Below are 26598 nucleotides of genomic sequence, written 5' to 3'. Positions count from 1 at the left end.
TGGCGACGTTGAAATCTGAAGCCAGACGGCCGGCACGGTATTCTGGACGACGTATGTCGGAGCGGCGCGTTTACGTGGACCACGCCGCGACGAGCCCCATCTTGCCCGAGGTGATCGAGGTCGTCGCGGAGACGATGGCTACCCTCGGCAACCCGTCGTCGCTGCACGCCGCCGGGCGGCAGGCCCGCAAGCTCGTCGAGGAGTCGCGCGAGACCGTGGCGGCCGCATTCGGGGCCGGGCCGAGTGAGGTCGTGTTCACCTCCGGCGGCACCGAAGCCGACAACCTCGCCGTGAAGGGCTTGTACTGGTCCCGGCGGGCCGCAGACCCGCGGCGGGTGCGGATTCTGGCCTCCGCCGTCGAGCATCACGCCGTCATGGACACGGTGCAATGGTTGGGCGACGCACAAGGTGCCGAGGTCGAGTGGTTGCCGGTCGACCGCAACGGCCGGCTCGACTTGGACGCGTACAGTGCCGCCGTGCGGCGGGATCCGGAGTCGGTCGCGCTGGTCGCCGTCATGTGGGCGAACAACGAGGTCGGCACCGTGCAGCCGATGGGAGAGATCACCGCCGTCGCGCACGAACACGGGATCCCGGTGCATTCGGACGCCGTGCAGGCGGCGGGGCAGGTGCCGATCGACTTCTCCGCCAGCGGCCTGGACACGGTGACGATCTCGGCGCACAAGCTCGGCGGGCCGATCGGTGTGGGTGCTCTCCTCGTCCGTCGCGACGTCACGCTGACGCCGGTTCAGCACGGCGGCGGGCAGGAACGGGATGTGCGCTCCGGCACGCTCGACGCGCCGTCGTTCGCGGGCTTCGCGACCGCGGCCCGAGCCGCCACCCGAGACGTGGAGCCGCACATGCGGAGATTGAGCCGGTTGCGTGACCGGCTCGCGGACGGTGTGACCGCGGCCGTGCCGGACGCGATCCGCAACGCTGCCGGGGCGCGGACTCTGCCCGGGATCGCGCATTTCTCGTTTCCCGGCTGCACGGGCGACTCGCTACTGTTGTTGCTGGACGCCGCCGGCGTCTATTGCTCGACCGGCAGCGCATGCTCGGTCGGGGTGTCCCGTCCGTCGCACGTGCTGCTTGCGATGGGGATCGCCGACGACGTGGCGCAAGCGTCGCTGCGCTTCTCATTGGGCCGCACCTCCACCCCGGAGGACGTGGATGCCGTGATCGAGGCGATCGGTCCGGCGGTGGAACGGGCACGTGCGGCGGGCCTCGTGGACGCTACCTGGAAGAACAACCGGTGAGGACGAGAATGCGAGTACTGGCAGCGATGTCCGGAGGCGTCGACTCGGCGGTGGCGGCCGCGCGGATGGTCGATGCCGGGCACGACGTAACCGGCGTGCACCTGGCGCTGTCGTCCAACCCGCAGTCGTTCCGGTCGGGGGCGCGCGGGTGCTGCACGCTTGAGGACTCGCGGGACGCGCGCCGGGCCGCGGACGTCATGGGCATCCCGTTCTACATCTGGGACCTCGCGGAGCGGTTCCGGGCGGACGTGGTGGAGGACTTCGTCGCCGAGTATGCCGCCGGCCGCACCCCGAACCCGTGCCTGCGCTGCAACGAGAAGATCAAGTTCTCCGCCGTTCTCGAGCGTGCGCTCGCGCTGGGCTTCGACGCGGTCTGCACCGGACACTACGCGCGCATCCTGGACGGACCCCAGGGCCGCGAGCTGCATCGAGCCGTCGACCCGGAGAAGGACCAGTCCTACGTGCTGGGCGTGTTGACCTCGGAGCAGCTGGCACACGCGATTTTCCCACTGGGCGACACGGTGAAGACCGACATCCGGGACGAGGCGGAGCGTCGCGGGCTGGCGGTGGCGCGCAAGCCGGACAGCCACGACATCTGCTTCATCGCCGACGGCGACACGGCGGGGTTCCTCCGCGACCAGCTGGGCGAGGCGCCCGGCGAGGTGGTGGACACATCCGGCGAGGTAATCGGCGAGCACGACGGCACGTTCGGATTCACCATCGGCCAGCGCAAGGGGTTGCGGATCGGCCGCCCGGCGCCGGACGGCAAACCGCGGTACGTGCTGGACATCTCCCCGGTGGACCGCCGTGTCACGGTCGGTTCGCGAGAGGAGCTCGCTGTCGGCGAGGTCGTCGGCTCGGCGCCGCGGTGGTGCGGCCCGGCTCCCGTCGGCGTCGTCGAATGCGCGGCGCAGTTCCGGGCGCACGGTGAGCCGGTGCCGGCCCGGGCCGAGCTGGTGGATGACGTCCTCACCGTCTGGTTCGACGTGGCGCAGGAGGGCGTGGCGCCGGGCCAGGCGATCGTCCTCTACGACGGCGACCGCGTCATCGGCTCCGCCACCATCGACCGCGCTCACAGCCCCATGATCATGAACAGTTCCCGTGCCATATGAACGGTAAGTGTTCATGATCATGGGGAGTCGTGTCTATGGGGAGTCGTGTCTCAGGTAGGCCAGGACGGCGGATACTCGGCGGTTGGTCTCCTCGGTCGGCGGCAGGTCCAGTTTGGTGAAGATGCTGCTGATGTGCTTGCCGACGGCTGCCTCGGTGATGACCAGGTTCCGTGCGATCGCGGCGTTGGAGTGACCTTCGGCGATCTGTGCCAGCACCTCGTGCTCGCGTGGGGACAGCCGCGCCAGCGGGTCTCGGCGGCGACGTAGCAGCTGGCGGACCACCTGCGGATCGACGACGGTGCCGCCGTTCACCACCTGCCGCAGCGTGCCGACGAACTCTTCCACGTCGACGATGCGATCCTTGAGCAGGTAACCGACGCCGTGGCCGTCGGCCGAGTCGATCAGCTCGGAAGCGTAGCTCTGCTCGACGTACTGGCTCAGGGCGACGACAGCCAGGTCAGGGTGGCGACGCCGAAGCTCGACTGCGGCCCGCAGGCCCTCGTCGGCGAAACCCGGAGGCATCCGGATGTCGGTCACCACCAGGTCCGGGGAGTGTTCATCGACGGCGGCTCTGAGGGCGTCGGCGTCGCCGACGGCGGCGACCACCCGGAAGCCGAAGCGATCCAGCAGCCCGGCCAGACCTTCACGGAGCAGCACGCCGTCCTCGGCGAGCACTACCCGGGTGACCGATTGTTCCGGCTGCGCCACTGGGTCGGGCTGTGCTGGTGGTTCGGGCTGCACGGAAGCTCCACGCGTAGGACGGTCGGCCCGCCGGTCGGGCTGGACAGAAACATTCTGCCGTCCACGACGGCGGCCCGGTCAGCCAGCCCGATCAGTCCGGTGCCGCGTTCCGGATCGGCTCCGCCCCGGCCGTCGTCCCACACCTGGACGATGAGCAGATCGCCGTCGGGCGCATCCCGGCGCCGTTGGACAGTGACCCGCGCCTCGCTCGCCCCGCTGTGCTTCGCCACGTTCGTCAGCGCCTCGGATACGACGAAATACGCCGTCCCCTCCACGTGCTCCGACGGTCGCTCGGGTACGTCGACGTCGACCGTCACCGGGATCGAGGCCTCGTCGGCCAGGTGACGCAGTGCCGCGCCCAGGCCGCGGTCGGTCAGGACCTGCGGATGGATACCCCGGATCAGTTCTCTCAGCTCGGCCATGACCTGCTTGGCCTGCTCGTGCGCGTCCGAGACGGCCGCCGCGGCAGGCGACTGCGGCGGCAGGTCCAGGCGGGCCATGCCGAGCTGAAGGGTGAGGCTGACCAACCGCCGCTGCGCGCCGTCGTGCAGGTCGCGTTCGATCCGGCGTCGTTCGGCCTCGAACGCGTCCACCAGCCGAGCCCGGGAGCGCGATACGTCGACCAACCGAGCTCGCAGTTCTTCCCGGTCTTCTCCGTGCAGCAGCGCTCTCGCGACGACACCGTGCCCACCGGCGAGCACCGCGAACAGGTACGGGACCGCGGGGAGCAGGACGAGGCCGGCGAGCGCATAGGGTATCGCCTGAGCCGGAGAGTCGATCTCGCCGAGCCCCAGGCTGACCGGGCCTTCCTCCAGCGCGATCAGCAGGGGGCTACCGACCAGGAACATGACGAACACCAAGGCGACCAGCACGACGAAATAGGCCAGCGGCGCGACCGTGACCAGTAACAGCGCGTACCCGAGCTCCCGCCACGTCGCCGCCTCGGAGTAGCGGGTGCGCAGCCAGGACCACAGATCGGCGCCGGGAGGTTCCCGGTGCGCGGACAGCACCGTGCGGTCGTCGACCATCCGCAGCCGCCGCCGTTCCAGTTCCGCCAGCGGTATCGACACCAGCGGGCCGAGAGCCACCATGAGCACCAGGCCGGTGAACATGAGCAGGACAGACGTACCCAGGCCGGGCCGGTTGCCGGGCTCGGAGATCAGCGAGAGCAGCACGATCCACGGCAGGCCCGCCAGCACGAGCGGCGCCGCCCCGAGGGCGACCAGCCCGGTCGTCACCAGGTAGCCCAGTGACCGCCACGGCCAGCGGGTCAGCAGAAACCGGCGACGGGTGACGGACTCCAGTGCGGTCCGCGGATCCATGTCGTGCACCTGCACCACGCTAGCCGCCGCAGCCTCGATGACCAGCCGGTTGGCCGGAGAAGGCGGGTAGGCCTAGCCCTACCTCGGTTTCACCGATCATACGTAGTGACCGCGGAGCGGGTTGTCGGCTGTCCTGGAACGGTGACGATGCTGGCAACCGACCACGCCGCCGTTGAGCTGCGCGGCGTGACGAAAGACTACGGCAGGGGACAGGCGCGGGTCCGGGCGTTGGACGGCGTGGACGTCGATTTCCCCACCGGATCCTGGACGGCGGTGATGGGCCCGTCCGGGTCCGGCAAGTCGACACTGCTGCACTGCGCGGCCGGGCTGGAACGCGCGGACACCGGGCAGGTGGTCCTCCGCGGCACGGAGATCACGCGAGCACCGGACGCCGCACTCACCGAACTCAGGCGGGCGGACATCGGCTTCGTCTTCCAGAATTTCAACCTGATCGGCTCGCTCACCGCCGAACAGAACGTCGCGCTGCCGCTGAGGCTTGCGGGAGTGCGCGTGTCGAAGCGGGAGATACGGGCGACCCTGACCTCGGTCGGCCTCGGCGACCGGGCCCGGCACCGCCCGCGCGAACTCTCCGGCGGCCAGCAGCAGCGAGTGGCGATCGCCCGAGCCATGGTGGCCCGCCCGCCCGTTCTCTTCGCCGACGAGCCGACCGGTGCCCTGGACTCGTCGTCGGCGCGCGTCGTCCTCGATCTGCTCCGTGAGATGGTGACCGACACGGGCCAGACGATCGTGATGGTGACGCACGATCCGCTCGCCGCGTCGTCCGCCGACTCGGTGCTGTTCCTGTCCGACGGACGGATCGTCGACCGCGCTGCGCGCCCGTCCGCGAAGGATGTGGCCGACATGCTCGCCGGCCTGGAGGACGGCGAGCGGCATGGCAGGGAGGCGTGACGGGTATGGTCCGGCTGTCGTGGAGCGGTTTCCGTGAACGCTGGCAGCTGTTCGTCGGTGCGATCCTGAGCGTCGCCGTGGGCGTGGCGCTGGTCCAGGCGTCCCTGCAGATCATGGCCGCGGCGGGCGATCCGCCCATTCCCGAGGGCCTCGATCCTCTGGAAGAGGCGCAGATCCGCGACAACTACGACGGCGCCGCCACCCTCATGGGGATCGCGATGGTCATCGCCGCGTTCCTCGCGATCTTCATCGTGAGTTCCACGTTTGCCTTCGCCGTCGCCCAGCGGCGCCGTGACCTCGCGCTGTTGCGGGTGCTCGGTGCGCGGCGGCGCCAGCTGCGCAGGCTGCTGCTGTGCGAAGGGGTGCTGCTCGGCCTGTGTGGCGCCGCGCTCGGCTTTCCGGTCGGCTTCGCCGCGGTGCGGATCCAGCGGTGGTTGCTGACCGAGCTGGAATTCCTGCCGGACGGTTTCGCCACTCCATGGGCCGGCTGGCACACCGCCGTCGCGGCCGGCACGGGTCTCGTCGTCGCCCTGCTCGGCGTCCTCGCGGCGTCGCGCCGGGCGGCGAAGGTGCGCCCGCTCGAGGCACTGCTTGACACCGGGCGCGCCGGCCGAATGATGACGCTGCCGCGGTGGATCTTCGGGCTGTTGATGCTGGCATCCTCGGTGGGGCTGTTCACGGCCGCGCGGTCGGAAGGTGCGGACACGGACGTGGCGGTGGCGACGTCGATGGGGCTCGCGATCACCGGTGGGCTGGCGCTGAGCATGCTGAGCCCACTCGTCGTCCCGCTGGCGGGCAGGGTCTTGGGTCTGCTGGGTGCGGTGAGCGCCGTCGGGCGCCTGGCCGAGGCGAACCTGCGGGACGGCGTGCGACGCAGCGCCGCGACGGCGGCGCCGCTGATCGTGCTGGTCGCGTTGCTGCTGGGCCTCGCCGGCAGCCTCGGCTCGCTGGCCGTCGCGGCGGGCGAGGAACAACAGCAGATGATCGACGGCGACCTGATCGTGGAGTCGACCGGCGCGCGGACTGAGAAGCTCGCTTCCCTCGATGGCGTCGCCGTGGTGTCATCGCAGATCAGCGTGCCGATGATCGTGACGATAACGGTGGACATCGGCGATCCCGAAGAGTTAGAGGAGGAGGTCTTCAGTTCCGGCATCGTCGCGGTCGAGCCGGATGCCTACCGGCGGACCCACCGGCAGGAAGCGCTGGCCGGCTCGTTGGACGAGCTGAGCGGCTCGGCCATCGCCGTGACCACGAGCCCTGGCTACCGGGTGGACCTCGGTACGACGGTGACGGCACGGGTACTCGAGCAGGTATCAGAGCGGGAGTTCTCCCCGACCGTCGTCGCCGTCCTTCCGGAGACGCTGTCGGGCAGCGACGGGATTCTCGTCCCGATGGACCTGTTCACGCCGGAGGAACGGGCGAACTGGCCGGCGCATGCGGTGGTTCAGCTGGAACCTCACGCTGATCCCGATCAGGTTGTGGAGGCGATCCGGTCCGCTGATCTGGGTGTCACGCGGTCGGTAGAGGAGTGGGCGTCCGCCCAGACCGCCGAGCAACAGGACGAGAACGTCGGGGTGCTCGTGGTGCTGATGGGCCTGTCGGGTCTCTACGCGGCCATGGCCGTCGTCAACGCCGTGGTCATCTCCAGTGCCGAGCGGAAGCGCGAGTTCGCCACCGCACGGGTGACGGGCCTGACCAGGCAGCAGGTGGTCCGTTCAGCACTGATCGAGGCGTGGGCGGTCACCGCCATCGGTGTATGCCTGGGCGGTGTGATCGTCGCCGGGACGATGACCGGGATCGCGGGCGGGATCGAGAGGACGCTCGGTGCCGCCGTCGTCGATGTCCCGTGGGAACTTGCCGGTGCTGTCGCCGGCGGTGCGTTCGTCGTGATCACGGTCGCTACGTGGGCGTCCGTGCGGGCAGCGACCCGGATCGCACCGATCGCCCTGGTGTCCGCCCGCGAATAGGGACGCGTGGCACAGCAATACGAACATCGGATGCGCCTCTCAGATGTCGCGCGGATGACGGAACCGCCACGCGCCTGTGCCCGGCCCTTTCCGGTCACGACAGTGGGTCACCTCGCTGTCGCTGGGGCAACGATGAGGTGACCCACTGCGGCCGTGGCGTCAGGGCAGTGGCGCTACCGCGCGACGTCAGGGCAGCGGCTGCGACTGCGGCTGCAGTACCGCTCCTGCCAGCGGCCGCTCCGTGCGTGGCTTCAGGTAGGCGTCGGCGTTGCCCTCGACGTGCAGCTGTGGCAGGCGTCGCTCCAGCGCGCCGGGCAGCCACCAGTTGCTGCGGCCGAGGATGTGCATGACGGCCGGGACCAGCAGCATCCGTACGACCGTCGCGTCGATGAGGATCGCGGTGGCCATGCCTACCCCGAAGACCTTGATGAAGACCTGGTCGTCCGGGATGAACGCGGCGAACACCACGATCATGATCGCCGCCGCGGCCGTGATGACGCGTGCCGTGCCGGCGAGGCCCTCGGTGATAGCACGCCCGTTGTCGCGGTGCCGCACCCAGGCCTCGCGCACCCGGCTGATCAGGAACACCTCGTAGTCCATGGACAGCCCGAACAGCAGGGCGAACATGATCACCGGCAGGAAGGCGGCCATCGGTGTCTCGGTGTCGATGCCGATCAGCTCGCCGGCCCATCCACCTTCCAGGAAGTACGCCACGACGCCGTAGGTGGCGGCCACCGAGAGCAGGTTCATGACGGCGGCGGTCACCGCGATGACGACGCTGCGGAACGCCACCAGCAACAGCAGCACCGACACTAGGACGACGCCCCCGATGAGGAACCCGAGCCGATCGGCGATGGACGCGTTCATGTCGATCACGGAGGCGGTGACGCCGCCGACGTGGACCTCGGCGCCGCTGCCGCCGACGGCAGCCGGAGCCACCTCGTCCCGGATCGCGTGCACCACGTCTTCCGTGGCCGGGTCCTGCGGGCCGGTGGTGGGCACGACGGTCATCATCGCGGTCTCTCCGGTCTCGTCCAGGCGCGGCGGCGACACGACGGCGACCCCTTCGGTCGCCTGCATTCCCGCGTGCAGTTGCTCGACGGCCGCGCCGCCACTGCCGGTCTGCGCGCTCGACGCCTGGGACAGGTCGGCGACCACGAGCAACGGTGCGTTCGCGCCGTCGCCGAAGCCTTCGGCCAGCATGTCGTACGCCTGGCGGGTCGAGGAGTCCTCCGGGTTGTTGCCGGCGTCGGGAAGGCCCATATAGGTGCCGAGGAATGGGACGGCGAGCAGGAGCATCCCGGCGACGCTGACGATGGCGGCCGGGATCCGGTGCCTGCGCACGACGCCGCTCCACCGCACCCACCCCTTCGGCGGCACCATGTGGCCGTCTTCGGTGACCTGCGCCGGTCCGCGCTTGCCGATCGGCAGCCGGAGCCGGTCGATGCGCGGGCCGAGGTAGCCCAGCAGCGCCGGGAACAGGGTGACCGCCGCCGCCATGACGATCAGCACCGCGACCATGGCGACGACGGCCGCGCCGCTCATGAAGGACAGTCCCATGGCGAACAGGCCGAGCATGCTGACCATCACGGTGCAGCCGGCCACCAGGACGGCGCGTCCGGCGGTGTCCAGCGTGGCCGCCGTCGCCGCCTCGGGCTCCAGTCCCGCCGCCCGCCACTCGCGGAAGCGCGTGACCATCAGCAGGGCGTAGTCGATGCCCAACGCGATACCGAGCATCATGCCCAGCACGGGCGCCCACTCCGGGACGTCGACCAGGGCGGCGAGCAACCCCACCAGGCTGGCGCTGACCGCCAGACCACCGATAGCCATCGCCAGCGGCAAGCCGGCCGCGACGACGGAGCCGAACACCAGCAGCAGGATCACCGCGGCTGCCACCAGGCCGATCATCTCCGAGCCCACCTCGGACTCCTCGGCGAGCTGGATGGCCTGGCCGCCGAGGGCGACCTCCAGGCCGTCCCGCTCGGCGGACTCCGCGGCCGCGATCAATTGCTCGGTGTCCTCGATCGGCATGTCAGCGGGGTTGGTGACATCGAGGTAGAGGCGTGCGACGACGGTCCGGCCGTCTTCGGAGATGCTGCCCGGAGTCTCATACGGATTCTCGACCGCTGCCACGTGCGGCAGACTGCGCAGCTCGTCGAGCAGGGCCGTGATGTCCGTTTGCGCCTCCGGGTCGGTCGCCTCGCCATCGGTGTGTGCGACGACGTCCACGGGGTCGCCGGATTGGCTCGGGAACCGGTCCTGAAGCAGGTCCTGCGCCTGTTTCGAGTCCGAGCCGGGTGCCGAGTAGTCGGTGGCGAAGTCGCCTCCGAGCGTGGACGACAGACCGACCGCGACGACGGCCGCCGCGGCCCAGGCCAGGACGGTCCGCCCGCGCCGGCGGAACGCCAGCCCGCCGAGTCTGCCCAACAGCCCAGGTCGCGGCGGATCCGCCCGCGATCCGTCGGTGACGGGTACGGTGTCGGTCATCGGTACCTCCATCGGTTCTGCGTGCGCGATTTCTGCCAAGGGACTTCTGCGACCCGTGGTCATGGACCACGTTCCTGCCTCGAGCGCTGTCGCGTCTTCGGGCCGGAGGCGGCTTCGGCTACGTGATGGCGCGCGGCGCGTGCGGGGGCGACTACGTCCGTCGGCGTAGGCGATTACTCCTGCTGACGGATCCGCAGCGGTCCGACCCGCGACTATCATCACGTCATGACCCGCCCGGGACTCCCGCGTCTGCCTGCCCTGGTCCAAGATGTGCTGCTCGCGGCGTTCATCGCGTTCATGCAGATCCAGGGCACGCTCACGTCGGCGGCCAACGCGACCACCGACTTCCGGTCCCTCTCCGACTTCGGTCATCTCGGCTACGCCATGCTGTTCGTCAGCGGCGCGGTCCTGGTTGTCCGGCGCCGCTGGCCGACGGCGGTGTTCGCCGTCACAGCCTTGATCAGTGTGGGCTACTTCTGGGCGGACTTTCCCGACGGTCCCGGCTGGCTCGGGCTCTTCATGGCGTTGTACACGCTCACCGCGTACGGCGACGGTCGTCGATCAGTGCGCATCGCGACGATCGGTATCGCACTTCTCGCCACGTGCTGGTTGGCGGCGGGCGCCGATGTCGAGCCACAGGAAGCCATCGGTTGGGTGTTCTTCCGGATCGGCGCGGCCATCATGGCCGCCGCACTCGGGGAGTCGGCCCGATCTCGCCGGGTCATCGCTGCGGAGGCACAGGAGCGGGCCGAATGGGCCGAGCAGACGCGCGAGGAAGAGGCACGGCGCCGGGTAGACGCCGAACGGCTGCGTATCGCCCGGGAGGTGCACGACACGGTCGCGCACGCCATCTCGATCATCAATGTGCAGGCCGGGGTCACCGCACACGTGCTCGACAAGCGGCCGGAACGGGCGCGGGAGACCCTGGTCACGATCGAGCAGACCAGCGCCCAGGCGCTGCACGAGATGCGTGCCATTCTGGGCGTGTTGCGCGCCAACGACGACGGCCGATCACCCGGGCAGGGGCTGGGCCAGCTGGACGACCTGCTGACGATGGCGCGCGAAGCGGGGCTCGATCTCAAGGTCGAGGTCATCGGGTTGTCCGAGCTGCCCGTCGCGGTGGACCGTGCGGCATACCGGATCCTGCAGGAGTCGATCACAAATGTGATCCGGCATGCACCCGGCGCCCGGGTCACGCTGGTGTTGGAGCGTTGCCCAGACGCGTTGGAGATCCGCGTGGTCGACGACGGTCCTGGTCCCGACGGCTACACGCTCGCCGAGCGACCGACCGGCACCGGGCAGGGACTGGCCGGGATGCGGGAACGGTGCGAGCTGCTGGGCGGCGAACTGACCGCGGGACCGCGGCCGGAAGGCGGTTTCGAGGTGCACGCACGCCTGCCCGTGCACGCAGCAGGGACCATGGTGCGATGAGCCCACAGGACGGCGTGCGTGACGCGAACGGCACGTCCGGCGATCCCATCCGCGTCCTGCTCGCAGACGATCAGGTTCTGGTGCGGGCCGGGTTCAAGGTCCTGCTCGACGTGGAAGACGACATCGCCGTCGTCGGTGAGGCGACCAACGGCCGGGAGGCGGTCGAGTGGGCGCGTGCCACCAAACCCGACGTCGTCCTGATGGATATCAGGATGCCGGAGCTCGACGGGATCAAGGCGACCGCTCAGATCGCCGCGATACGCGGCCTCGAGCAGGTGAAGGTCTTGATCCTGACCACCTATGACACCGACGCGTACGTGTTCGACGCGTTGCAGGCCGGCGCCAGCGGGTTTCTGCTCAAGGACGCCGGCCCGGCCGAGTTGCTGCAGGCGATCCGGGTGGTCGCAGCCGGTGACGCACTACTGGCGCCGAAGGTCACTCGTCGGCTGATCGCACAGGTCACCGCCACGCGTACAGCACAGCGGCTGGCCGAGGACCGGCTGTCCGTGTTGACGCAGCGTGAGCGGGAGGTGGTCGCCCTGGTAGGTGAAGGGCTCAGCAACCCCGAGATCGGCGCGCGGTTGTTCCTCAGCCCGGCCACCGCACGGACGCATGTCAGCAACGCGATGGTGAAGCTCGGTGCGCGCGACCGAGCGCAACTGGTGGTCATCGCCTACCAGACCGGACTGGTCAGTCCGTAGGAGACCACCCGCGTGCACGGTTCCTTCTCCTGGCGCGGCGTCGCTTGCCGGGTGCGGGTGGGGGCGTGGATCGGTATCGGTGCCAGCATGAGTGTGAACTCGTCGGGTGGCAGCCGACCAGACGAGTGGTCCGTCACCGCAGACACCTAGTATCGACGCGGATGCCACAGCCACCGCTGAGGGTGCCCGGTCCGCAGACGGCAGCGCAGAAGGGAACCTGGTTGATGTTCGCAACCCGCCGTCGTCCCGTCCGGAGATACAACCGAGCGCTCATGTCGGCGGTCCTGGCCGTCTCGGCCATCTGCGCTGTGCTCCTCGCAACCGTGACCGTGTCCGCCACTGCCGTGGCGGTGCCGACCGTGCCATCACGGCCGGTGGCCGAAGGGTTGCGGTTCGAGTCCAACACGATCTACCGCCTGGATCCGGAGAACGAACGGGTTCAGGTGACGGTCGAGATGACGCTGACCAACGAGCGCCCGAGCCAGGGAAACACCTACTACTACTTCGACCAGGTCAGCGTTCCCGCACTGGTCGAGGCGCAGGGCGCCGCCGCGCAGGTTCCCGGCGGCGGTTCCCTCCCTGTCGACGTGGCGGAGCCCGCCGACGGATCCGGGCTGACCGTCATCTCCGTCGACCTGCCGTCGCAGCTTCTGTACGGGCAGACGCAGCGCGTCGACCTCACCTATGACCTGCCGAACCAGCCGCCCCGCTCGGACGGTCTGACCCGCGTGAGCGGCGCGTACGTGTCGTTTCCGATCTTTCCGTTCGGCGACCCCGACCGTAGCTCGGTGACCGTCGTCGTGCCGGACACGTATGACGAGATCACCGTGGGCGACGCGGTGACCGGATACGACTACGAAGACGGCAACGTCATCTACACCGAGACCCAGATCGCGGACCCGTGGACCTACTGGCGGACGGTCGCCGCCCGGAACGACGGCCTGCTGGAGGAGCGTCAGGTCGAGATCGGTACGGCGTCCGGGCTGCTGCGGTACTGGCCCGGTGACGACGAGTGGGCCGGCTTCGCCGAGGACGTGTTGGACGGCGGGGTGCCCGTGCTGGAAGAGCTCACCGGCCTGTCCTGGCCGTCGGAGGGCGAGCTGCAGATCATCGAGTCGGCCACGCCGCACGCGCTGGGATTCGGGGGGTGGTACGACGCCGATGCACACACCATCCAGATCGGCGACCAACTGGACGCGCAACTCGTCCTGCACGAGCTCTCGCACGTCTGGTTCAACCGCGAACTCGCCACAGACCTGTGGATCCTCGAGGGTCTGGCGGAGCTGTACTCGCACGAGGCGCTGGCGCAGCTCGAAGGAGACGCACCCGATCCGGAGCAGCTCCCGGACGACAGCGCGGGCGCTCAGCCGCTGAACTCCTGGGTGCAGACCGCCGAGAGCCGTGCCGAGGAGGACCCGTACGCGTACGCCATGTCCTGGTGGGTGCTCGACCAGATCTACGATGAGATCGGCACCGAGGCGATGGCCGAGGTGGTCGCGGCGTTCCAGGCCCGTGAGATCGCCTACCGCGCCGGGACGGAACCGGAGCTGTTCGAAGGCGAGGCCGGCTGGCACGAACTGCTGGACCTGCTCCAGGAGGTCGGCGGTTCGGAGCGGGCGGTGGAGGTCTACGCGGACTACGTGGTGACCGCTGAAGAGGCTGAGCTGCTGGACGATCGGGCGGAGGCACGTGCGACGTACGCCGCCTTCGCCTCGGACAGCGGTACGTGGGCGCCGCCGTTCGAACTGCGCCGGACCATGGCGAGGTGGGGGTTCGGCAATGTCGATGCGCTGGTGGAGGAGTCTCGCGAGGTTCTGGAGCGGCGCGATGAGGTGCTCGACGTGACCCGCGATCTCGGTGTCGATGAGCTGCCTGCGCTTCGGGACGCATATGAGCAGGCGGAGGAGGTCGAGACGGTGGCGGCCGAAGCCGACGAGTACGTCGAGGCAGCCCAGGCGCTGGCGGCGGCACGGGAGGCGCCCGACGGTGTGGCGGGCGCCCTCGCCGCGCTGGGCATGCTGGGTAGCGGCGTCGACGATGATGTGGAGGAAGCGGCGGCGGAGATCGGCCGCGGCGACCTTGACCGTGCACTCGACGCCGTGACCGCGATCGAAGAGGAGGTCGACGAGGCGAGCGTCATCGGAGGCGTGCTGATCGGCGAGGTGCTGCTCGGTCTGGCGCTGGCGTGGCCGCTGAGTCGCCGGCACCACCGGCGGGTGGCGATGGCCACGGTGACGACGGGCGCGGCGATCGCGTCGCCCGCTTCCGCGCCACCGCCTCCGCAGGCGTTCGAGTACGGATCACCGCTACCGGCTCCGCAGCCGCCCCCGCCCCCGCCGGCGCAGCAGGCACCACCTCCGCAAGCGCCGCCTCCGCCGGGACCGCCTCCGCAAGCGCCGCCTCCGCCGGAGCCGCCTCCGCCGGAGCCGCCTCCGCCGGAGCCGCCACGTTGAGAACGCCGATGGCCTGCGCTTGGAGTTGACGACGGCGAACGCGGAGTTGAGGACCTTTGCCTCTGCCGTGTTCACCCTCCTTCCCGCGAACGTGGATATGCGAGGGAAGGGGAACTCATGCGCGAAGAGATGGGCAGGCGATGACGATGCCGCTGCGGATCGGGATCATCGCACCGCCGTGGCTGCCGGTGCCGCCACCTTTGCACAGCGAGGCGGAGACGGCCGTGGACCAGCTTGCACGTGGGCTGACCGAGGCGGGCTACCAGGTGACTCTTTTTACGACCGGTGACGCGAAATGCCCGGTGGACGTCCGGTCGTACTTTCCGACGGCGCTCGGAACCGGTCGGGCGGATCGGCGTGCCGAGTTGGTGCACGTCGAGCACGCGTATCGCGAGCTCGCGCAGATGGACGTGATCCACGATCACACCCTCGCCGGACTGCAACGGGCAGGCTGGCGCAGCGGACACGGGCCGGTGATCACCACGATCCACGGGAAGGTCACGCCGGAACGGCACCAGCTGTACAGCGAGGCCTCCCGGCACGTCGCCGTGGTGGCGAGCTCGTGGGCACAGCGTCGCGACGTGCCCGACACACCGGTCACCGCGGTGGTGCATTACGGGGTGGATACCGCGGATTATCCGTCGGGGCTCGGCGACGGCCGGTACGTCATGTTCTCCGGGCGCTTGACCTGGCAGAGCGGGGCTCATCTGGCCATTGCGGCCGCGCGGCGGGCCGGCAAACGGATCGTCGTGGCGGGAGGGATGGCGGACGTGGCGGATCGCCGATACTTCGCCGAACGCGTCATGCCCGGGCTCGGCCGCGACGTCGTCTACGTCGGTGACATCGGCGGAGACCGCAGGAACGCCTTGCTGGCCGGTGCCGAAGCCCTGATCTACCCGTCCAGGGATACCGACCCGGGCGGGCTGTCGATGATCGAGGCGCTGGCGTGCGGGACGCCTGTGGTGGCGCTGCGAGACGGCGTCGCGTTGGAGATCGTGGAGTCCGGCCGGACCGGTTTCCTCTGCGTGGATCGGTCGGAGTTCACGAACCGGCTGCACCGGATCGGCGAGATCAACCGTGCACTGTGCCGAGCCAGTGTCGAGGTCAGATTCTCCGCCGACCGGATGGTCGCGACCTACCTCGCTCTCTATCGCCGTGTGACCGGCGTCAAGCACGTTCCGCGACGACGGGCGGCACGGCGGCTGCGCAGCATCGCGTGAGATCCGGCGTGTTGGGCGGTGTCTGTCCCGGTGCGGATCACGAACTGTGCGGAGACGTCGCGCGGTGAGATCGGCCCGCCTCGAGGAACCATCCGACCTCGGACTGATGGCTGGCCGGAGCCTGGCGGTCTGACCGTTCGGATGGCGCCGCCCATGCGACGCCGTTCGCGATCACCTGGCGGACATGCGGATGGTGATAGACGCCGAAGTCCTGGTCCCCGGGGCTGAAGTAGAAGATCTTCCCTTTGCCGCGGCGGAACGTGCAGCCGCTGCGGAACACTTCGCCACCGGAGAACGAACTGATGAAGACGAGCTCGTCGGGCTGCGGTATGTCGAAGTACTCGCCGTACATCTCCTGCTGGTCGATGACGATCGGGCTCGGGATTCCCGCCGTGATCGGATGGTCCGGTGCGACGGTCCACACCAGCTCGCGGTCGTCGCCGCGACGCCAGCGTAGCGAGCATGACGTCCCCATCAGGCTGGTGAAGATCTTGGAGTTGTGCCCGGAGTGGAGGACGAGCAGGCCCATCCCGGCCAGAACCCGCCGATGTACCCGCTCCACGATCTCGTCGTCGACCTCGCCGTGCGCGATATGCCCCCACCAGGTCAGGACGTCGGTGTCATCCAGCACGGCCGCGGTCAGGCCATGCTCCGGCTCGTCCAGGGTAGCCGTGCGAACCTCGGTCCGGCGCTCGGAGTCATCGCGGATGGCCTGGGCGATCGTGCTGTGCATGCCGTCGGGATAGATCTCCGCAACCTGCGGGTCGAGTCGTTCGTGTCGCCCTTCGCCCCAGACGGTCACTCGAAGCGGTGCGGTCGTCATCGATGCCTCAGTCCAATCTCCACGCGGCGTCTGTTGAGCGCGGCGTCGTGTCCGGCTCGCTCACAGGCTAGCGTTGGCGGACACACGCACGACACGTCCACGCGCGTGGCCGCGCGATGGGAGAGCGCATGAGGAACGACAAGCAGAAGGTCATCCTCGATCCGAGTTTCCGGCGCATGGACGAGATCTTCTCCCCGAGCGATCGGGAGCGCCTGCACGACCTGGTCGATGTGGTGTGGGGCCGAGACGAGCCGATGCCGGTGGCGGCGGCGCGGGCGGCGCTCGGGTCGGCTACCGCCATCGTGTGTACGGGTTGGCGATACGGCGAGGTCATCCCGGCCGCACCGCGGTTGCGCGCGATCATCGACGTCTCGGGCCATTTCCCCGCCGAGCTGGACTACCGGGAGTGCTTCTCCCGGAACATCCGGGTGCTGTCCGCGGCGCCGGGATTCGCGCGCCAGGTGGCCGAGATGGCGCTGGGCTTGGCGCTCAGCGCGACACGCGAGATCGTCGCGGGTGACGCGGAGATGCGGGCGGGACGGGAGAGATGGCTCCATGCCGGTAATGAGACGACGTCGCTGCTCTTCGACAAACCCGTCGGCTTCATCGGCTACGGAAGCATCGCCCGGTCGCTGCAGCCGCTGCTCGCGCCCTTCGGCTGTCCGGTGTCAGCGTACGATCCCTGGCTGAGCGACGGTTACCTGCGCAGCAACTCCGTGCGCCCGGCCGACCTGGATGAGCTGATCCGGACATCCGCGGTGATCTTCGTTCTGGCCGCGCCCAGTTCGGAGAACAAGGCGTTGCTCGGGCGAGAGCTGCTGGCGCAGGTACGCCCGGACGCTGTGGTCGTGCTGATCAGTCGTGCGCACGTCGTCGACTTCGATGCGCTGACCGAGTTCGTCCTCGAAGGCCGCTTCAAAGCGGCGATCGACGTGTTCCCGGATGAGCCGCTGGCGCCCGACCACCCGATCCGCGACGCTCGGCATGCGGTGCTGTCGGCGCATCGAGCGGGTTCGGTCCGGGAAGGCCTGTGGGAGCTGGGCGAACTGGTCGTCGACGACCTCGAGGCGATCATCGAGGGCCTGCCTCCGCAACGGCTGCAGAATGCGGTACCGGAGCTGATCGACCGTCTCACGGTACGGCCGGGATGACCCGGCGTTCACGCGGCGATCAGCCTGTGAGCCGGCGCCAGAACGGCCGCCGTCGGCGCTCGCCGGGTTCCGGGCCGGCGACGACGGGATGCCCGGCGGCGGCCCACGCCTTGGTGCCGCCGCGCAGCGAACAGGACGTGCGGCCCAGGGCGGCCAGCGTCGTCGCCGCCCGCCGTGACCGGTTACCGGTGGAGCAGACCGTGATGATCTGGCCGCCCGGCAACTCGGACTGGCGCACCGGGAGGTCGCGGATCGGGATGTTGACGGCACCGGCGATGTGACCGGCCGCGTACTCCTCGGGAAGCCGCACGTCCACCATGAGGTCACCCGCCTGCCACATCGCGTGCGCCGTCGGCACGTCGATCTCCTCGGCGGTCGCGTCGTCGAACATCGTTACCTCCTTTACCCGTCCGAAGCCTCGCGCAGCAGAAGGACCTCGTCGCTGACGGCGACGACCACCTCGATGATCGGCCCGTCCTGCCCATGCAGGCGGAGGCGGTCCGGGCCCGCGAGACTCCACTGACGCGGTTCCGACGGGTATGGCGCATCGGCAGCGCCCGGCTCCCAGGCGATGTAGGTCCCGTCGGTGCGGAACTCGATGCCGTCGCGGCCGCGGGCCGGCGGCAACGGTCGATCCGCCGGGCGGTAGACCCGCACGCCCGGGGTGTCCTCCTCGTCGACGTGAGCCCACCGCTGGAACAGCGCAGCCGGCAGATCGGCCATGACGGTCGGCCTAGATTCCGCCGGGTGTCGCCGCTGCCAGCAGACTCGCCCGCGGTCCGGTGAGGGTGGCGTCGATCCGTTCGACCTGTCCCTGGGTGAACATGGCCGTGCACGCGTCGTCCGTATAGTCCATGAAGTTCACGAACATATCTCCGTTCGGGCCGTTGTCGCAGCTCACAGCCGGGAACGTGGGACAGCCGCGGCTGGGACCGGCCTGGTTCGGCGTGTCATCCACGAAGTCGCTGCCGTGGCAGCCCTCGCCGTCGTCGCCCCAGATATGGCGGAGATTGAACCAGTGCCCGACCTCGTGCGTGGCCGTGCGGCCCAGGTCGAACGGCGCCGTGGCCGTGCCGGTGGTGCCGAAAGACGTATGCGTGACCACGATGCCGTCGGTACCGGACGGTCCGCCCGGGAACTGCGCGTAGCCGGCGATGCCGCCGGTCAGCTGGCATACCCAGATATTGAGATACGTCTGCGCGGGCCAGGCGTCCGAGCCGCCGGTGAGCGCGGACTTCACCGCGTCGTCGGCGCCGAAGGCCGGCACCGAGCTGTGCGTGCGGGTGATCCCGTCGGTGGGGCGTCCGTCGGGATCGCGGGTGGCGAGGGCGAACTCGACCCGTGCGTCGCCGATGAGTGGCTTCCACACGTCCGGCACCCGGTCGAGGTCGGCGTTGGCGGCCCGGAAATCGGCGTTGAGCACGTCGATCTGGCTGTGCACCTGCTCGTCGTCGATGTTCTGCTCCGCCGACGCCCAGACCACGTGCACCACCACCGGAATCCGCACCACGTCCACGCGCGCCGGCACCTGGCGGAAGAAGGTGCGGTTCTCGAACGCCGCGCACGCGTCCGCGTACGCCGGGACGACATCCAACAGCCGGTGGTGCACCTGCATCGTCGCGCACCGCCGCACCGCATCCGGGACAGCCGACTCCGTCATCGGTCTCGACTCTACCGGCCCGGCGTGACATGTCCGCTCTGCGCGCATTGATCGCTCATCATCTAGGCTTCCGTCGTGACCAGCATCGCCGCCACCGTCCAGACGTCCGTCGCCGACGTCGGCACGGTGCTCGGGCGTGCCGCCAGGCTGCTCTGGCGGCACTGGCCGGTGGTGCTGGCGATCCTGCTGGCCGGGGAAGCCGCCCGGCACGCCGCGCTGTGGGCGGCGGTCGAGCTCAGCGACATCAGCGGAACTCTGGGCGTGCTGGTCCTCGTGCTGGCTCCGCTGAGCGCCGTGTCAGCCTTGATCGCGGCACTGTACGCGTTACGGCATTCGCTGCGGTGCGCCCGGCTGCGCACACCGTTCGACGCGGTGACGCCCGGCACCGGCGGCCGCGGCACGGCGCGCGTGATCGCCGGCGTGCTGGTGCCGTTCCTGGTGATCTACGAGTCGTACGGTTATCTGAGCGAGGACATCTTCCGGTTCGTGAACTCCGCGGTGGCCGACGAGCTGTTCGGCGTCGACGCGTTCCTGGGCACGGAGACGATCGACACCGACCGCACCGCCCTGGCGACGGGGTGGATGGCGCTGCTGGTGGTGGCGACCGCACTCGTGCTCCGGTTCGGCCTAGGCGTGCTCGCCCGCCGGCGTCGCGGCACCGGCCTGATGTGGGCGATCGCCTATCTGGAGGCGTTGTGGCTGGTGACCTTGGCGCGCATCCTCATCGCCCATGTCGACGCCGCGGCCGTGCGGCTTCGGCAGAGCCCTGCGGTGCGGACGATCGTGGACGGCTGGCTGGACCTGGTCGCGGCCGCCGGGCCGGTCGGCGACGTGATCCATCGGGGTGTGCGCGGGGTGCCGGCACTCATGGGTTCGGTGGACGCCGTGATCGTCGCGCCGCTGGCCTGGCTGGCCGTCGGCGCCGTGGTCTACGGTCGCGGACTGGGCGAGCCGGTGCGGCCACCCGGCGCGCACCGTGGAGCGAGGGCCGACCCGTTGGCCGTGGGACTGCCCGCGCCGGTGCGGGCCGCCGGGCGGGAACTCGCGACGACCGTCACCGAGCCGTTCGGTGACGTGGGCGCCGCCCTTCGCCGGCTGGCGCGCACCGGGCCGGCGGTGATCGCCATGTTCGCCCTCGCGTTCATGGCGGCGCAGCGGCTGGAGTACGTGCTGGATCTGGCCTGGCGGGAGATTCTAGGGCCGATGCCGCTCGGGACGATGCTGGCCTTCTCGCCGCACACCTCGATGATCTCCCATGCCGTCGCGACCACGGTCGTGGTCTGCCTGCTGGCGGCGGCGGTCGACCACGTCCTCGAGCACGACGCCACTCCGGCTCGGCGGGAGACCCCCGGGGCGGGCGGCCCGGCTCACGGCGACGTGCGAAACGCCAGGTAGCGAGGGGCACCCCAGGTCAAGCGGACCTCGACGATCTCGGCGTCCGCCGGAACGACGACGACGGGGGCAGCGCTCCAGCGCGCCGGGCGAGGTTCCCCGTCGCCGGTGCCGAGGCCGTCGATCAGATCCAGGCTCGGTCCCGGCGTCTCGGGCGGGACACACGGCGATCCGGCCTGGACCATCGACGGCGACGTCGCTTGGTAGGCGTACTCCGTGCCGTCGGCGGAGACCACGCTGAGGCGGCAGCCCGTGAGGGGCGCGTCGGCATCGGCCCTCAGATCCAGCATGACCGCGGCGCCTCGCGTCCCGGCCGGGAGCTGAAGGTCGTCGCCGGGCCGGCCGAACGGCACGGCGGCATCCTCCACGCCGGCCAGCCGCACGCTCACCTCGATCGGCACCTCGCCGCTGCGGTCATACAGCGTGTCGGTGAACTCGACCCAGGCGCCGACGCCGGCATCCACGGCCTCGCGTGGGCGTGCCAGCCACCACCACTCCTCGACCCGGTATGAGGCGGTGAGCAGCGCCGCGGCCAGGACGAACGGCAGCGCCAGCAGACCCCACCGGTTACGGCGCCACCACCCTGCCGCGGTCACCGGCTACTCACCCCCGCCCCTCGGTGGCCGGCCGCACCCGGATGCCCTCCTCCTCGGCCGCCCACCGCTGTGCGTCCGCCCCGGTCAGGCCCAGATCGATCACGGCCACGTCGTCCCGCCGGTGATTGTCGTCGTCCGGTTGCAGGGCCAGGACCAGCTGGGCGCCGGCCACGGCATCGACGGGCAGCTCTACGGCCACCTGGGTGTGCCGCGGCACGCCGGGTTGCGCCGGGCCGTCCATGGAGAACGGATTACGTTGCGTCCCCGCCTCGAAGACCCGGCCGGTCGCATCGCGGATGGCTGCGTAGGAGAGGGACTGGGGCTCGTGCGCGGCGGTGAAGGTGACCGGAACCACCACGTAGACACCCGTGCTCAGATACGTGCCGCCGGCGGTGACGATCTGGGTCGAACCCTCCGGCCGGCCGGCCTCGACCGTTCCGTACCGCAGCCGGAGCTGCTCACCGACCACGCCCGAGCGCTCGAACCCTCGCGCCGCGTCGTCGGCGGCGGGCAGGACCCGATCCAGCGCACGACCGGTCATCAGCGTCGCCACCAGCAGCGCCACGACGCCGACGGCGCGCGCCGCTGAACGTCGCGCCGGTCGCCGACGGTGCTTCATCCGGACGCACCGTCGGCGTTGCCGTCCGGAGGCGTGACCGGGATCCGGCCGACGGCCATGGTGGAGCGATCCAGCCAGGCCTTCGATCGGTCGATGCTGCTCTCCCGTAGCGTCCGGCCGACGAGGGCCACCTCGAGCTCCGTGGGCGGAGCGGCCTCGGCCGACTGCTCCCAGGCCATGGCCACCTCGTACTCGATGCCGGGCTGCAGCGCGTCCAGCCGCGATCCGTCGGCGATCACGAAGACCCCCTGTGCGGCCACACCCAGGTCGCCGCCGTGGTCGAGACCGTCGCCCGGACCGTCGCCCACACCTGGCACACCGCGCAGATGCGCAGTGTCGGCGAGCATGGCACCGCCGAGCGTCGTCGAGCCGTTGCCGGAGACGACGGCCACCACGGCGATGACCCGGGTGGACTCGTCGCCTTCGGAGATGCCCGGCAGCTCGTCGAGCACCCGTGCGCGGTCGATGGTGACCCGGTAGGGGCCGGTGTCGATCTGCTCGCCGACCGCCAGCTCCGATTCGACCCCGGCTGACATGCCCGGTGCGAGTTCACCGGCTGCGACGCCCGCGGAGAGCGCGGCGACGAGGAGGAGGCCGCCCCATACCGTCACCGGCAGGTGCGCGCTCGCCCGGACGAATCGCCGGAAACCCCCATCTCTCGTCACGGCACTGGAGTCTAGCGGCGTGGGCCGACCGCGCCCGCGGGCTGCGCGGAGTCGCGAGGCTCGGTGCCCGGCTCGTCGTCGGCATGGCGGCGGACGAGTACCAGGACGCTCACGGCTGCGAGGACCGCTGCCAGCACGAGCGCCAGGCGCATTCCGTCGATGCCGTCACCGGCGATGCTCCACATCACGGTCGTGAGGGCGGGGCCCAGGGCGATGCCCAGCTGCCGCACCAGGCTGGTGGTGGCGCCGGTGGTGGCCAGCAGATGCCTCGGTGCCCTGGACATGGCCATGTTCTGGTTCTGGCCGGCGAACAGTCCGGCGCCCGCGCCCGCGATGGCCAGGCGCCACGCCAGCTCCACCGGTTCCCAACCCGCGCCCAGCGGGATCAGCAGCACGATGCCGGCGGTCACCCCCAACGTGCCGGCCACCGCGACCGGCGCCGGGCTCCACCGATCGGCGAGTGCCCCGCCGATCAGCCCGAAGAGCATGACTCCGGCCGGGAACGCCAAGACGGTCAGGCCGATGGTGGTGGGGGAGAGGTCGCCGACCTGGTGCAGGTAGAACGGTGCCAGGAACTGGACCGCCATCACGGCGGTCATCTCGGCCAGCAGCGCCAGGTGCGGTGTCAGCATCCCGGGGGCGCGCACCAGCTGCCGCACCTGCGTGCTGCTGGGCAGACGGAGCCATACCAGCAGGAACGGCACCGCAGCGAGGGCCAGGAACAGCCAGGACGGACCGACGTCGGCGGTCAGCGAGAGCGCCAGCAGCACGGCGACCGCCGCCCCGGTGAGGACAGCGGCCTCGGTCACCCACTCTCGTCCGGGCAGCCGGGGCGCCGCACCGGCCGGTAGCTGGGCGACGGCGATTCCGATGACCAGCAGACTGACCGGAACGTTCAGGTAGAAGATCCACGGCCATCCGATGGCGTCGATCACGACGCCGCCCAGGGCCGGTCCGCTGACCGCGCCGAGCGGGCCGAGAGTCATCACGATCGACATCGCCCGTCCGCGTGCCTGTGGCCGCACGGCGGTGGTCGCCAGCACCGGGAGCAGGGCGAACAACGCCGCCCCGAATGCGCCCTGAATGAGCCGCGCGGTGATCAGCCACCAGATGTTCGGTGCCATACCCGCCGCCACGCTGGCGATCGCGAATCCGGCGAGCGCGCCGACGAACGCCTCCCGCCGGCCCATCCGATCCAGCCAGCGGCCGGCGGGCAGGCTGAGCGCGACCATGGGCAACACGTAGCCGAGCACCACCCACTGGGTCAGGGCCGCGCTGATGCCGAACTCCTGCCCGATGGTCGGCAGCGCCACGTGCACCACCGTCACGTCGACCTGTGCCATGAATACGGCAAGACCGGCCGCGATGACCAGCCACCAACGGTTGCGTGGCGTTGCGCCGCCGTCGTCGTCGTCGTTCATGAAGGCACCTCCCAGACCAAGAACTACACAGTGTGTGTATTTGTTAAAGTACACACTAAGAGAAGTTCCGTCAATCGCGATCAGCACCTGGGGCATCATGAGATCCATAGACTCGCCACGGAACGCGCGCAGCCAGCGCACCCGGGACGCGCTTCTTGCGGCGACCCGGGAGATCCTGGAGCACGATGGGTTCGCCGCGCTGAGCATGGCGGCGGTGGCCGAGCGTGCCGGGGTCACCCGGCGCGCGGTCTACCTGCACTTCACCTCGCGCTCCGACCTGGTGAGCGCACTGTTCCCGTACATCGCGCAGCAGGAGGGCCTGGCGGAGTCAACGAACCGGGTCTGGGCCGCCGCCGACTCGGTCGAGGCGCTGCGTGAGTGGGTACGGCACCTGGCGCGTTACCATCCCAAGCTCATGGCCGTCGACCGCGCCATCGAGCAGGTGAGGGCCGACGATGCGGATGCCCGCCGACACCGGGACACGGTCAACGAGGCACAGCTCGGCAACTGTCGCCGGCTGGCGGAGTGGCTGCACCGCGAGAACCGGCTCGCCCACCCGTGGACGGTCGAGGAAGCCGCCGACGTCCTGTTCGGACTGATCTGCACCGAGCTCTTCGGCCGATGGCTGGAGACGCGCGAGTGGTCGACCGGCGACCTCGACCGGAATCTGTGGGCCATCTGCCGGGCCGTCCTCGTTCGGGATCAGGACGGCGGCGTTTGACGGTGCCCTGGGGGTTCACGTCCCGGCGGAAAGCAGGCAGGCTAGGGCCACACAGTGTCGGACGGCCTCAAGGGAGCATGCGATGACCTGGAAACGGACGTCTCGGGTAGGCGCCGTCCTGGTGGCGGCCGGTGCGCTGGGCGCGAGTCTGCTGGGCCCGGCGCACGGCAATATCGACGACGCGTCCGGCCGCGGGCCGAAGGAGCCGGCCAAGGAGCCGGTCGCCGTCGGATACGGCGGTGCCGTGTCCACGGTCGACGCCGAGGCGACCGCCGCCGGGATGCGGATGCTGCGCCGAGGCGGGACCGCCGCCGACGCGGCCATAGCCGCGGCCGCCGCGCTCGGCGTCACCGAGCCGTTCTCCGCCGGAATAGGCGGCGGCGGGTTCTTCGTCCATTACGACGCGGCCACCGGCGAGGTCTCCACACTGGACGGCCGCGAGACAGCCCCCGCGGCCGCCACCGACCAGCTGTTCATCGACCAGGCGACCGGTGAACCGCTGCCGTTCCAGGAGGCGAGGGTCAGCGGGCTCTCGGTGGGGACGCCGGGCACCCTGCAGACCTGGCAGGAGGCGCTGGACCGGTGGGGCCGTTACCCGCTCCGCTTCGCGCTCCGGCCGGCCATTCGGCTCGCGCGCGGTGGCTTCGTCGTCGACGAGACGTTCCGCGCCCAGGTCGAGGGCAATGCCGACATCTTCGCCGACTTCCCGGCGTCCGCCGAGCTGTTCCTCCCGGATGGTGCGCCCCCGGAGGTCGGAACGAAGCTGAAGAACCCCGCTCTGGCCGAGACGTATGGGCTCATCGCCAAGCACGGAACGGAGGTCTTCTACTCTGGAGAGATCGCCGCGGACATCGCCGCGACGGTGCAGAGTCCGCCGGTGGACGACGACGCGGACCGCACCGTGCGGCCGGGGGCGCTGAGCGTCGACGACCTGGCCGGGTACCGGGTCATCGAGCGGGAACCCACCCTGGTGGACTACCGGGGGTTGCAGGTCTTCGGGATGGGGCCGCCGTCGTCGGGTGGTTCCACGGTGGGCGAGGCGCTGAACATCTTGGAGAACGTCGACCTCTCCGCCGACGACGAGGCCTCGGCCCTGCACCATTACCTGGAGGCGAGCGCGCTGGCCTTCGCCGACCGCAACCGCTACGTCGGCGATCCGGACGTGGTCGACGTCCCGCTCGCCGAGCTGCTCTCCCAGGGCTTCGCCGACGAGCGCGCCTGCGAGCTGGATCCGGAACGGGCGGCCGCGAAGCCGGTGGCCCCCGGCAGTCCGGACGGCGACTACGCCGCGTGCGGCGAGGCCGGGACGGCCGGGACGGCGACGTCGCCGGACGGATCAACCACGCATCTGACGACGGCGGACCGGTGGGGCAACGTGGTGTCCTACACATTGACCATCGAGCAGACCGGCGGTAGCGGCATCGCCGTCCCGGACCGCGGCTTCCTGCTCAACAACGAGCTGACCGACTTCAACTTCGCTCCGACGCAGGGCGACGCACCCGATCCGAACCTGCCCGGCCCCGGCAAGCGCCCGCGTTCGTCGATGTCGCCGACGGTCGTCCTCGACGACGGCGAGCCGTTCCTGGCCCTGGGCACCCCCGGCGGTGCGACCATCATCACCACCGTGCTGCAGACGCTGCTCAACCGGCTGGAGCTCGGCATGGACCTCCCGGAGGCCGTCGCCGCGCCGCGGATGTCGCAGCTGAACAATCCGGCCACCTTCGCCGAACCGGCGGTGATCGGCTCGCCGCTCGCCGCCGAGCTGGAGGCGCTCGGGCACGTGCTCAGCGAGACCGGCGAGATCGGCGCGGCCACGGGCATCGAGTTCCTCGGCGACGGTCGGCTGCAGGCGGTCGCCGAGCCGGAGCGACGCGGCGGCGGCAGCGCAGACGTGTTGTTCCCGCTCAATCCGCCCTCGGGTGAACCGTGACGTGGTCGAACGTACCCGGTCTAT

The 26598-nt window shown here is 70.2% G+C and carries 24 protein-coding genes; 12 read left to right on the top strand and 12 right to left on the bottom strand.

Annotated features, from left to right (window positions below; translation table 11 throughout):
* Positions 1 to 53 precede the first annotated feature (53 nt).
* Both G1H10_RS12180 and mnmA read left to right on the top strand, forming a co-directional pair.
* Entirely contained in the window at positions 54 to 1253 is a 1200-nt protein-coding gene (locus G1H10_RS12180; RefSeq protein ID WP_163737558.1) for a cysteine desulfurase family protein, read from the top strand.
* Positions 1254 to 1261: 8 nt separating this feature from the next.
* Positions 1262 to 2365, top strand: coding sequence for a tRNA 2-thiouridine(34) synthase MnmA (mnmA, locus tag G1H10_RS12175; protein ID WP_163737555.1), 1104 nt, complete (start codon positions 1262 to 1264; stop codon positions 2363 to 2365).
* Positions 2366 to 2398: 33 nt separating this feature from the next.
* Here the strand turns inward: mnmA and G1H10_RS12170 are convergent, their stop codons facing one another.
* Both G1H10_RS12170 and G1H10_RS12165 read right to left on the bottom strand, forming a co-directional pair.
* A complete protein-coding gene (locus G1H10_RS12170; RefSeq protein ID WP_163737930.1) occupies positions 2399 to 3040 on the bottom strand; it encodes a response regulator in 642 nt (213 codons plus the stop codon).
* Positions 3040 to 4428: a sensor histidine kinase gene (locus G1H10_RS12165; protein WP_163737551.1), complete on the bottom strand. Its 1389-nt coding sequence runs from the start codon at positions 4426 to 4428 to the stop codon at positions 3040 to 3042. The genes G1H10_RS12170 and G1H10_RS12165 overlap by 1 nt, the downstream gene beginning before the upstream one ends.
* Positions 4429 to 4575: 147 nt before the next feature.
* Between G1H10_RS12165 and G1H10_RS12160 the strand changes: the two genes are divergently transcribed.
* Both G1H10_RS12160 and G1H10_RS12155 read left to right on the top strand, forming a co-directional pair.
* Positions 4576 to 5337: an ABC transporter ATP-binding protein gene (locus tag G1H10_RS12160; protein ID WP_163737928.1), complete on the top strand. Its 762-nt coding sequence runs from the start codon at positions 4576 to 4578 to the stop codon at positions 5335 to 5337.
* Positions 5338 to 5342: 5 nt separating this feature from the next.
* Entirely contained in the window at positions 5343 to 7304 is a 1962-nt protein-coding gene (locus G1H10_RS12155) for an ABC transporter permease (RefSeq protein WP_163737926.1), read from the top strand.
* A gap of 186 nt (positions 7305 to 7490) precedes the next feature.
* Here G1H10_RS12155 and G1H10_RS12150 read toward each other — a convergent pair whose 3' ends face one another.
* Positions 7491 to 9791, bottom strand: coding sequence for an MMPL family transporter (locus tag G1H10_RS12150; protein ID WP_163737548.1), 2301 nt, complete (start codon positions 9789 to 9791; stop codon positions 7491 to 7493).
* Positions 9792 to 10016: 225 nt separating this feature from the next.
* Between G1H10_RS12150 and G1H10_RS12145 the strand changes: the two genes are divergently transcribed.
* Both G1H10_RS12145 and G1H10_RS12140 read left to right on the top strand, forming a co-directional pair.
* Complete coding sequence (locus G1H10_RS12145; protein ID WP_163737545.1) at positions 10017 to 11222, top strand: sensor histidine kinase; 1206 nt, start codon at positions 10017 to 10019, stop codon at positions 11220 to 11222.
* The gene (locus G1H10_RS12140) at positions 11219 to 11923 is read left to right on the top strand and encodes a response regulator transcription factor (RefSeq protein WP_163737542.1); all 705 of its coding nucleotides are present in this window, start codon (positions 11219 to 11221) and stop codon (positions 11921 to 11923) included. The genes G1H10_RS12145 and G1H10_RS12140 overlap by 4 nt, the downstream gene beginning before the upstream one ends.
* On the opposite strand, the gene G1H10_RS12135 is transcribed toward G1H10_RS12140, so the two are convergent.
* Positions 11896 to 12060 carry a hypothetical protein gene (locus G1H10_RS12135; RefSeq protein WP_163737540.1) on the bottom strand — a complete coding sequence of 55 codons (165 nt, stop codon included), beginning with the start codon at positions 12058 to 12060 and terminating at the stop codon, positions 11896 to 11898. The two genes, G1H10_RS12140 and G1H10_RS12135, sit on opposite strands and share 28 nt — an antisense overlap.
* 24 nt (positions 12061 to 12084) lie before the next feature.
* On the opposite strand from G1H10_RS12135, the gene G1H10_RS32140 reads away from it, so the two are divergent.
* Positions 12085 to 14376, top strand: coding sequence for a M1 aminopeptidase family protein (locus G1H10_RS32140; RefSeq protein ID WP_174264278.1), 2292 nt, complete (start codon positions 12085 to 12087; stop codon positions 14374 to 14376).
* Between the two features lie 140 nt (positions 14377 to 14516).
* A complete protein-coding gene (locus G1H10_RS12125; RefSeq protein ID WP_163737536.1) occupies positions 14517 to 15596 on the top strand; it encodes a glycosyltransferase in 1080 nt (359 codons plus the stop codon).
* A 37-nt stretch (positions 15597 to 15633) separates the two neighbouring features.
* Here G1H10_RS12125 and G1H10_RS12120 read toward each other — a convergent pair whose 3' ends face one another.
* Positions 15634 to 16419, bottom strand: a complete 786-nt coding sequence (locus G1H10_RS12120; protein WP_163737533.1) for a ThuA domain-containing protein — start codon at positions 16417 to 16419, stop codon at positions 15634 to 15636.
* A 128-nt stretch (positions 16420 to 16547) separates the two neighbouring features.
* Between G1H10_RS12120 and G1H10_RS12115 the strand changes: the two genes are divergently transcribed.
* Positions 16548 to 17570, top strand: a complete 1023-nt coding sequence (locus tag G1H10_RS12115) for an NAD(P)-dependent oxidoreductase (RefSeq protein ID WP_163737531.1) — start codon at positions 16548 to 16550, stop codon at positions 17568 to 17570.
* Positions 17571 to 17589: 19 nt separating this feature from the next.
* Here the strand turns inward: G1H10_RS12115 and G1H10_RS12110 are convergent, their stop codons facing one another.
* The 3 genes from G1H10_RS12110 to G1H10_RS12100 are packed head-to-tail and all read right to left on the bottom strand — an operon-like array spanning position 17590 to position 19230.
* Positions 17590 to 17961, bottom strand: a complete 372-nt coding sequence (locus tag G1H10_RS12110) for a rhodanese-like domain-containing protein (RefSeq protein WP_216853187.1) — start codon at positions 17959 to 17961, stop codon at positions 17590 to 17592.
* Between the two features lie 11 nt (positions 17962 to 17972).
* Complete coding sequence (locus G1H10_RS12105; protein ID WP_163737529.1) at positions 17973 to 18293, bottom strand: hypothetical protein; 321 nt, start codon at positions 18291 to 18293, stop codon at positions 17973 to 17975.
* Between the two features lie 10 nt (positions 18294 to 18303).
* Positions 18304 to 19230, bottom strand: coding sequence for a zinc metalloprotease (locus G1H10_RS12100; protein WP_163737526.1), 927 nt, complete (start codon positions 19228 to 19230; stop codon positions 18304 to 18306).
* Positions 19231 to 19305: 75 nt separating this feature from the next.
* Between G1H10_RS12100 and G1H10_RS12095 the strand changes: the two genes are divergently transcribed.
* Positions 19306 to 20625 carry a hypothetical protein gene (locus G1H10_RS12095; protein ID WP_163737523.1) on the top strand — a complete coding sequence of 440 codons (1320 nt, stop codon included), beginning with the start codon at positions 19306 to 19308 and terminating at the stop codon, positions 20623 to 20625.
* Here G1H10_RS12095 and G1H10_RS12090 read toward each other — a convergent pair.
* Genes G1H10_RS12090 through G1H10_RS12075 form a run of 4 tightly spaced genes read right to left on the bottom strand, consistent with a single transcriptional unit; the run spans position 20598 to position 23923 of the window.
* On the bottom strand, positions 20598 to 21218 hold the full coding sequence (locus tag G1H10_RS12090) for a hypothetical protein (protein WP_163737520.1): 621 nt from the start codon (positions 21216 to 21218) through the stop codon (positions 20598 to 20600). The two genes, G1H10_RS12095 and G1H10_RS12090, sit on opposite strands and share 28 nt — an antisense overlap.
* 7 nt (positions 21219 to 21225) lie before the next feature.
* Positions 21226 to 21837: a hypothetical protein gene (locus G1H10_RS12085; RefSeq protein ID WP_163737517.1), complete on the bottom strand. Its 612-nt coding sequence runs from the start codon at positions 21835 to 21837 to the stop codon at positions 21226 to 21228.
* Positions 21834 to 22502 carry a hypothetical protein gene (locus tag G1H10_RS12080; RefSeq protein ID WP_163737514.1) on the bottom strand — a complete coding sequence of 223 codons (669 nt, stop codon included), beginning with the start codon at positions 22500 to 22502 and terminating at the stop codon, positions 21834 to 21836. Before G1H10_RS12080 ends, G1H10_RS12085 begins: the two co-directional genes overlap by 4 nt.
* Positions 22503 to 22513: 11 nt before the next feature.
* Complete coding sequence (locus G1H10_RS12075; protein ID WP_163737511.1) at positions 22514 to 23923, bottom strand: MFS transporter; 1410 nt, start codon at positions 23921 to 23923, stop codon at positions 22514 to 22516.
* A 97-nt stretch (positions 23924 to 24020) separates the two neighbouring features.
* Between G1H10_RS12075 and G1H10_RS12070 the strand changes: the two genes are divergently transcribed.
* Both G1H10_RS12070 and ggt read left to right on the top strand, forming a co-directional pair.
* Positions 24021 to 24644: a TetR/AcrR family transcriptional regulator gene (locus tag G1H10_RS12070; RefSeq protein WP_163737508.1), complete on the top strand. Its 624-nt coding sequence runs from the start codon at positions 24021 to 24023 to the stop codon at positions 24642 to 24644.
* Between the two features lie 82 nt (positions 24645 to 24726).
* On the top strand, positions 24727 to 26574 hold the full coding sequence (ggt, locus tag G1H10_RS12065; protein WP_163737506.1) for a gamma-glutamyltransferase: 1848 nt from the start codon (positions 24727 to 24729) through the stop codon (positions 26572 to 26574).
* Positions 26575 to 26598: the final 24 nt, after the last annotated feature.

Source organism: Phytoactinopolyspora halotolerans, assembly GCF_010550675.1.
Taxonomy (GTDB): Bacteria; Actinomycetota; Actinomycetes; order Jiangellales; family Jiangellaceae; genus Phytoactinopolyspora; species Phytoactinopolyspora halotolerans.
The sequence above is the reverse complement of the archived record's forward strand: the minus strand, read 5'-3'. Positions and strand labels throughout refer to the sequence as shown.

Coding starts and splice junctions, on each gene's coding strand:
- G1H10_RS12075 (WP_163737511.1), bottom strand. CDS start 23,923: ATGAACGACGACGACGACGGCGGCGCAACGCCACGCAACCGTTGGTGG.
- G1H10_RS12155 (WP_163737926.1), top strand. CDS start 5,343: ATGGTCCGGCTGTCGTGGAGCGGTTTCCGTGAACGCTGGCAGCTGTTC.
- G1H10_RS12115 (WP_163737531.1), top strand. CDS start 16,548: ATGAGGAACGACAAGCAGAAGGTCATCCTCGATCCGAGTTTCCGGCGC.
- G1H10_RS12160 (WP_163737928.1), top strand. CDS start 4,576: ATGCTGGCAACCGACCACGCCGCCGTTGAGCTGCGCGGCGTGACGAAA.
- G1H10_RS12125 (WP_163737536.1), top strand. CDS start 14,517: ATGACGATGCCGCTGCGGATCGGGATCATCGCACCGCCGTGGCTGCCG.
- G1H10_RS12145 (WP_163737545.1), top strand. CDS start 10,017: ATGACCCGCCCGGGACTCCCGCGTCTGCCTGCCCTGGTCCAAGATGTG.
- G1H10_RS12070 (WP_163737508.1), top strand. CDS start 24,021: ATGAGATCCATAGACTCGCCACGGAACGCGCGCAGCCAGCGCACCCGG.
- G1H10_RS32140 (WP_174264278.1), top strand. CDS start 12,085: ATGCCACAGCCACCGCTGAGGGTGCCCGGTCCGCAGACGGCAGCGCAG.
- G1H10_RS12150 (WP_163737548.1), bottom strand. CDS start 9,791: ATGACCGACACCGTACCCGTCACCGACGGATCGCGGGCGGATCCGCCG.
- G1H10_RS12165 (WP_163737551.1), bottom strand. CDS start 4,428: ATGGATCCGCGGACCGCACTGGAGTCCGTCACCCGTCGCCGGTTTCTG.
- G1H10_RS12120 (WP_163737533.1), bottom strand. CDS start 16,419: ATGACGACCGCACCGCTTCGAGTGACCGTCTGGGGCGAAGGGCGACAC.
- ggt (WP_163737506.1), top strand. CDS start 24,727: ATGACCTGGAAACGGACGTCTCGGGTAGGCGCCGTCCTGGTGGCGGCC.
- G1H10_RS12140 (WP_163737542.1), top strand. CDS start 11,219: ATGAGCCCACAGGACGGCGTGCGTGACGCGAACGGCACGTCCGGCGAT.
- G1H10_RS12110 (WP_216853187.1), bottom strand. CDS start 17,961: ATGTTCGACGACGCGACCGCCGAGGAGATCGACGTGCCGACGGCGCAC.
- G1H10_RS12105 (WP_163737529.1), bottom strand. CDS start 18,293: ATGGCCGATCTGCCGGCTGCGCTGTTCCAGCGGTGGGCTCACGTCGAC.
- mnmA (WP_163737555.1), top strand. CDS start 1,262: ATGCGAGTACTGGCAGCGATGTCCGGAGGCGTCGACTCGGCGGTGGCG.
- G1H10_RS12180 (WP_163737558.1), top strand. CDS start 54: ATGTCGGAGCGGCGCGTTTACGTGGACCACGCCGCGACGAGCCCCATC.
- G1H10_RS12100 (WP_163737526.1), bottom strand. CDS start 19,230: ATGACGGAGTCGGCTGTCCCGGATGCGGTGCGGCGGTGCGCGACGATG.
- G1H10_RS12085 (WP_163737517.1), bottom strand. CDS start 21,837: ATGAAGCACCGTCGGCGACCGGCGCGACGTTCAGCGGCGCGCGCCGTC.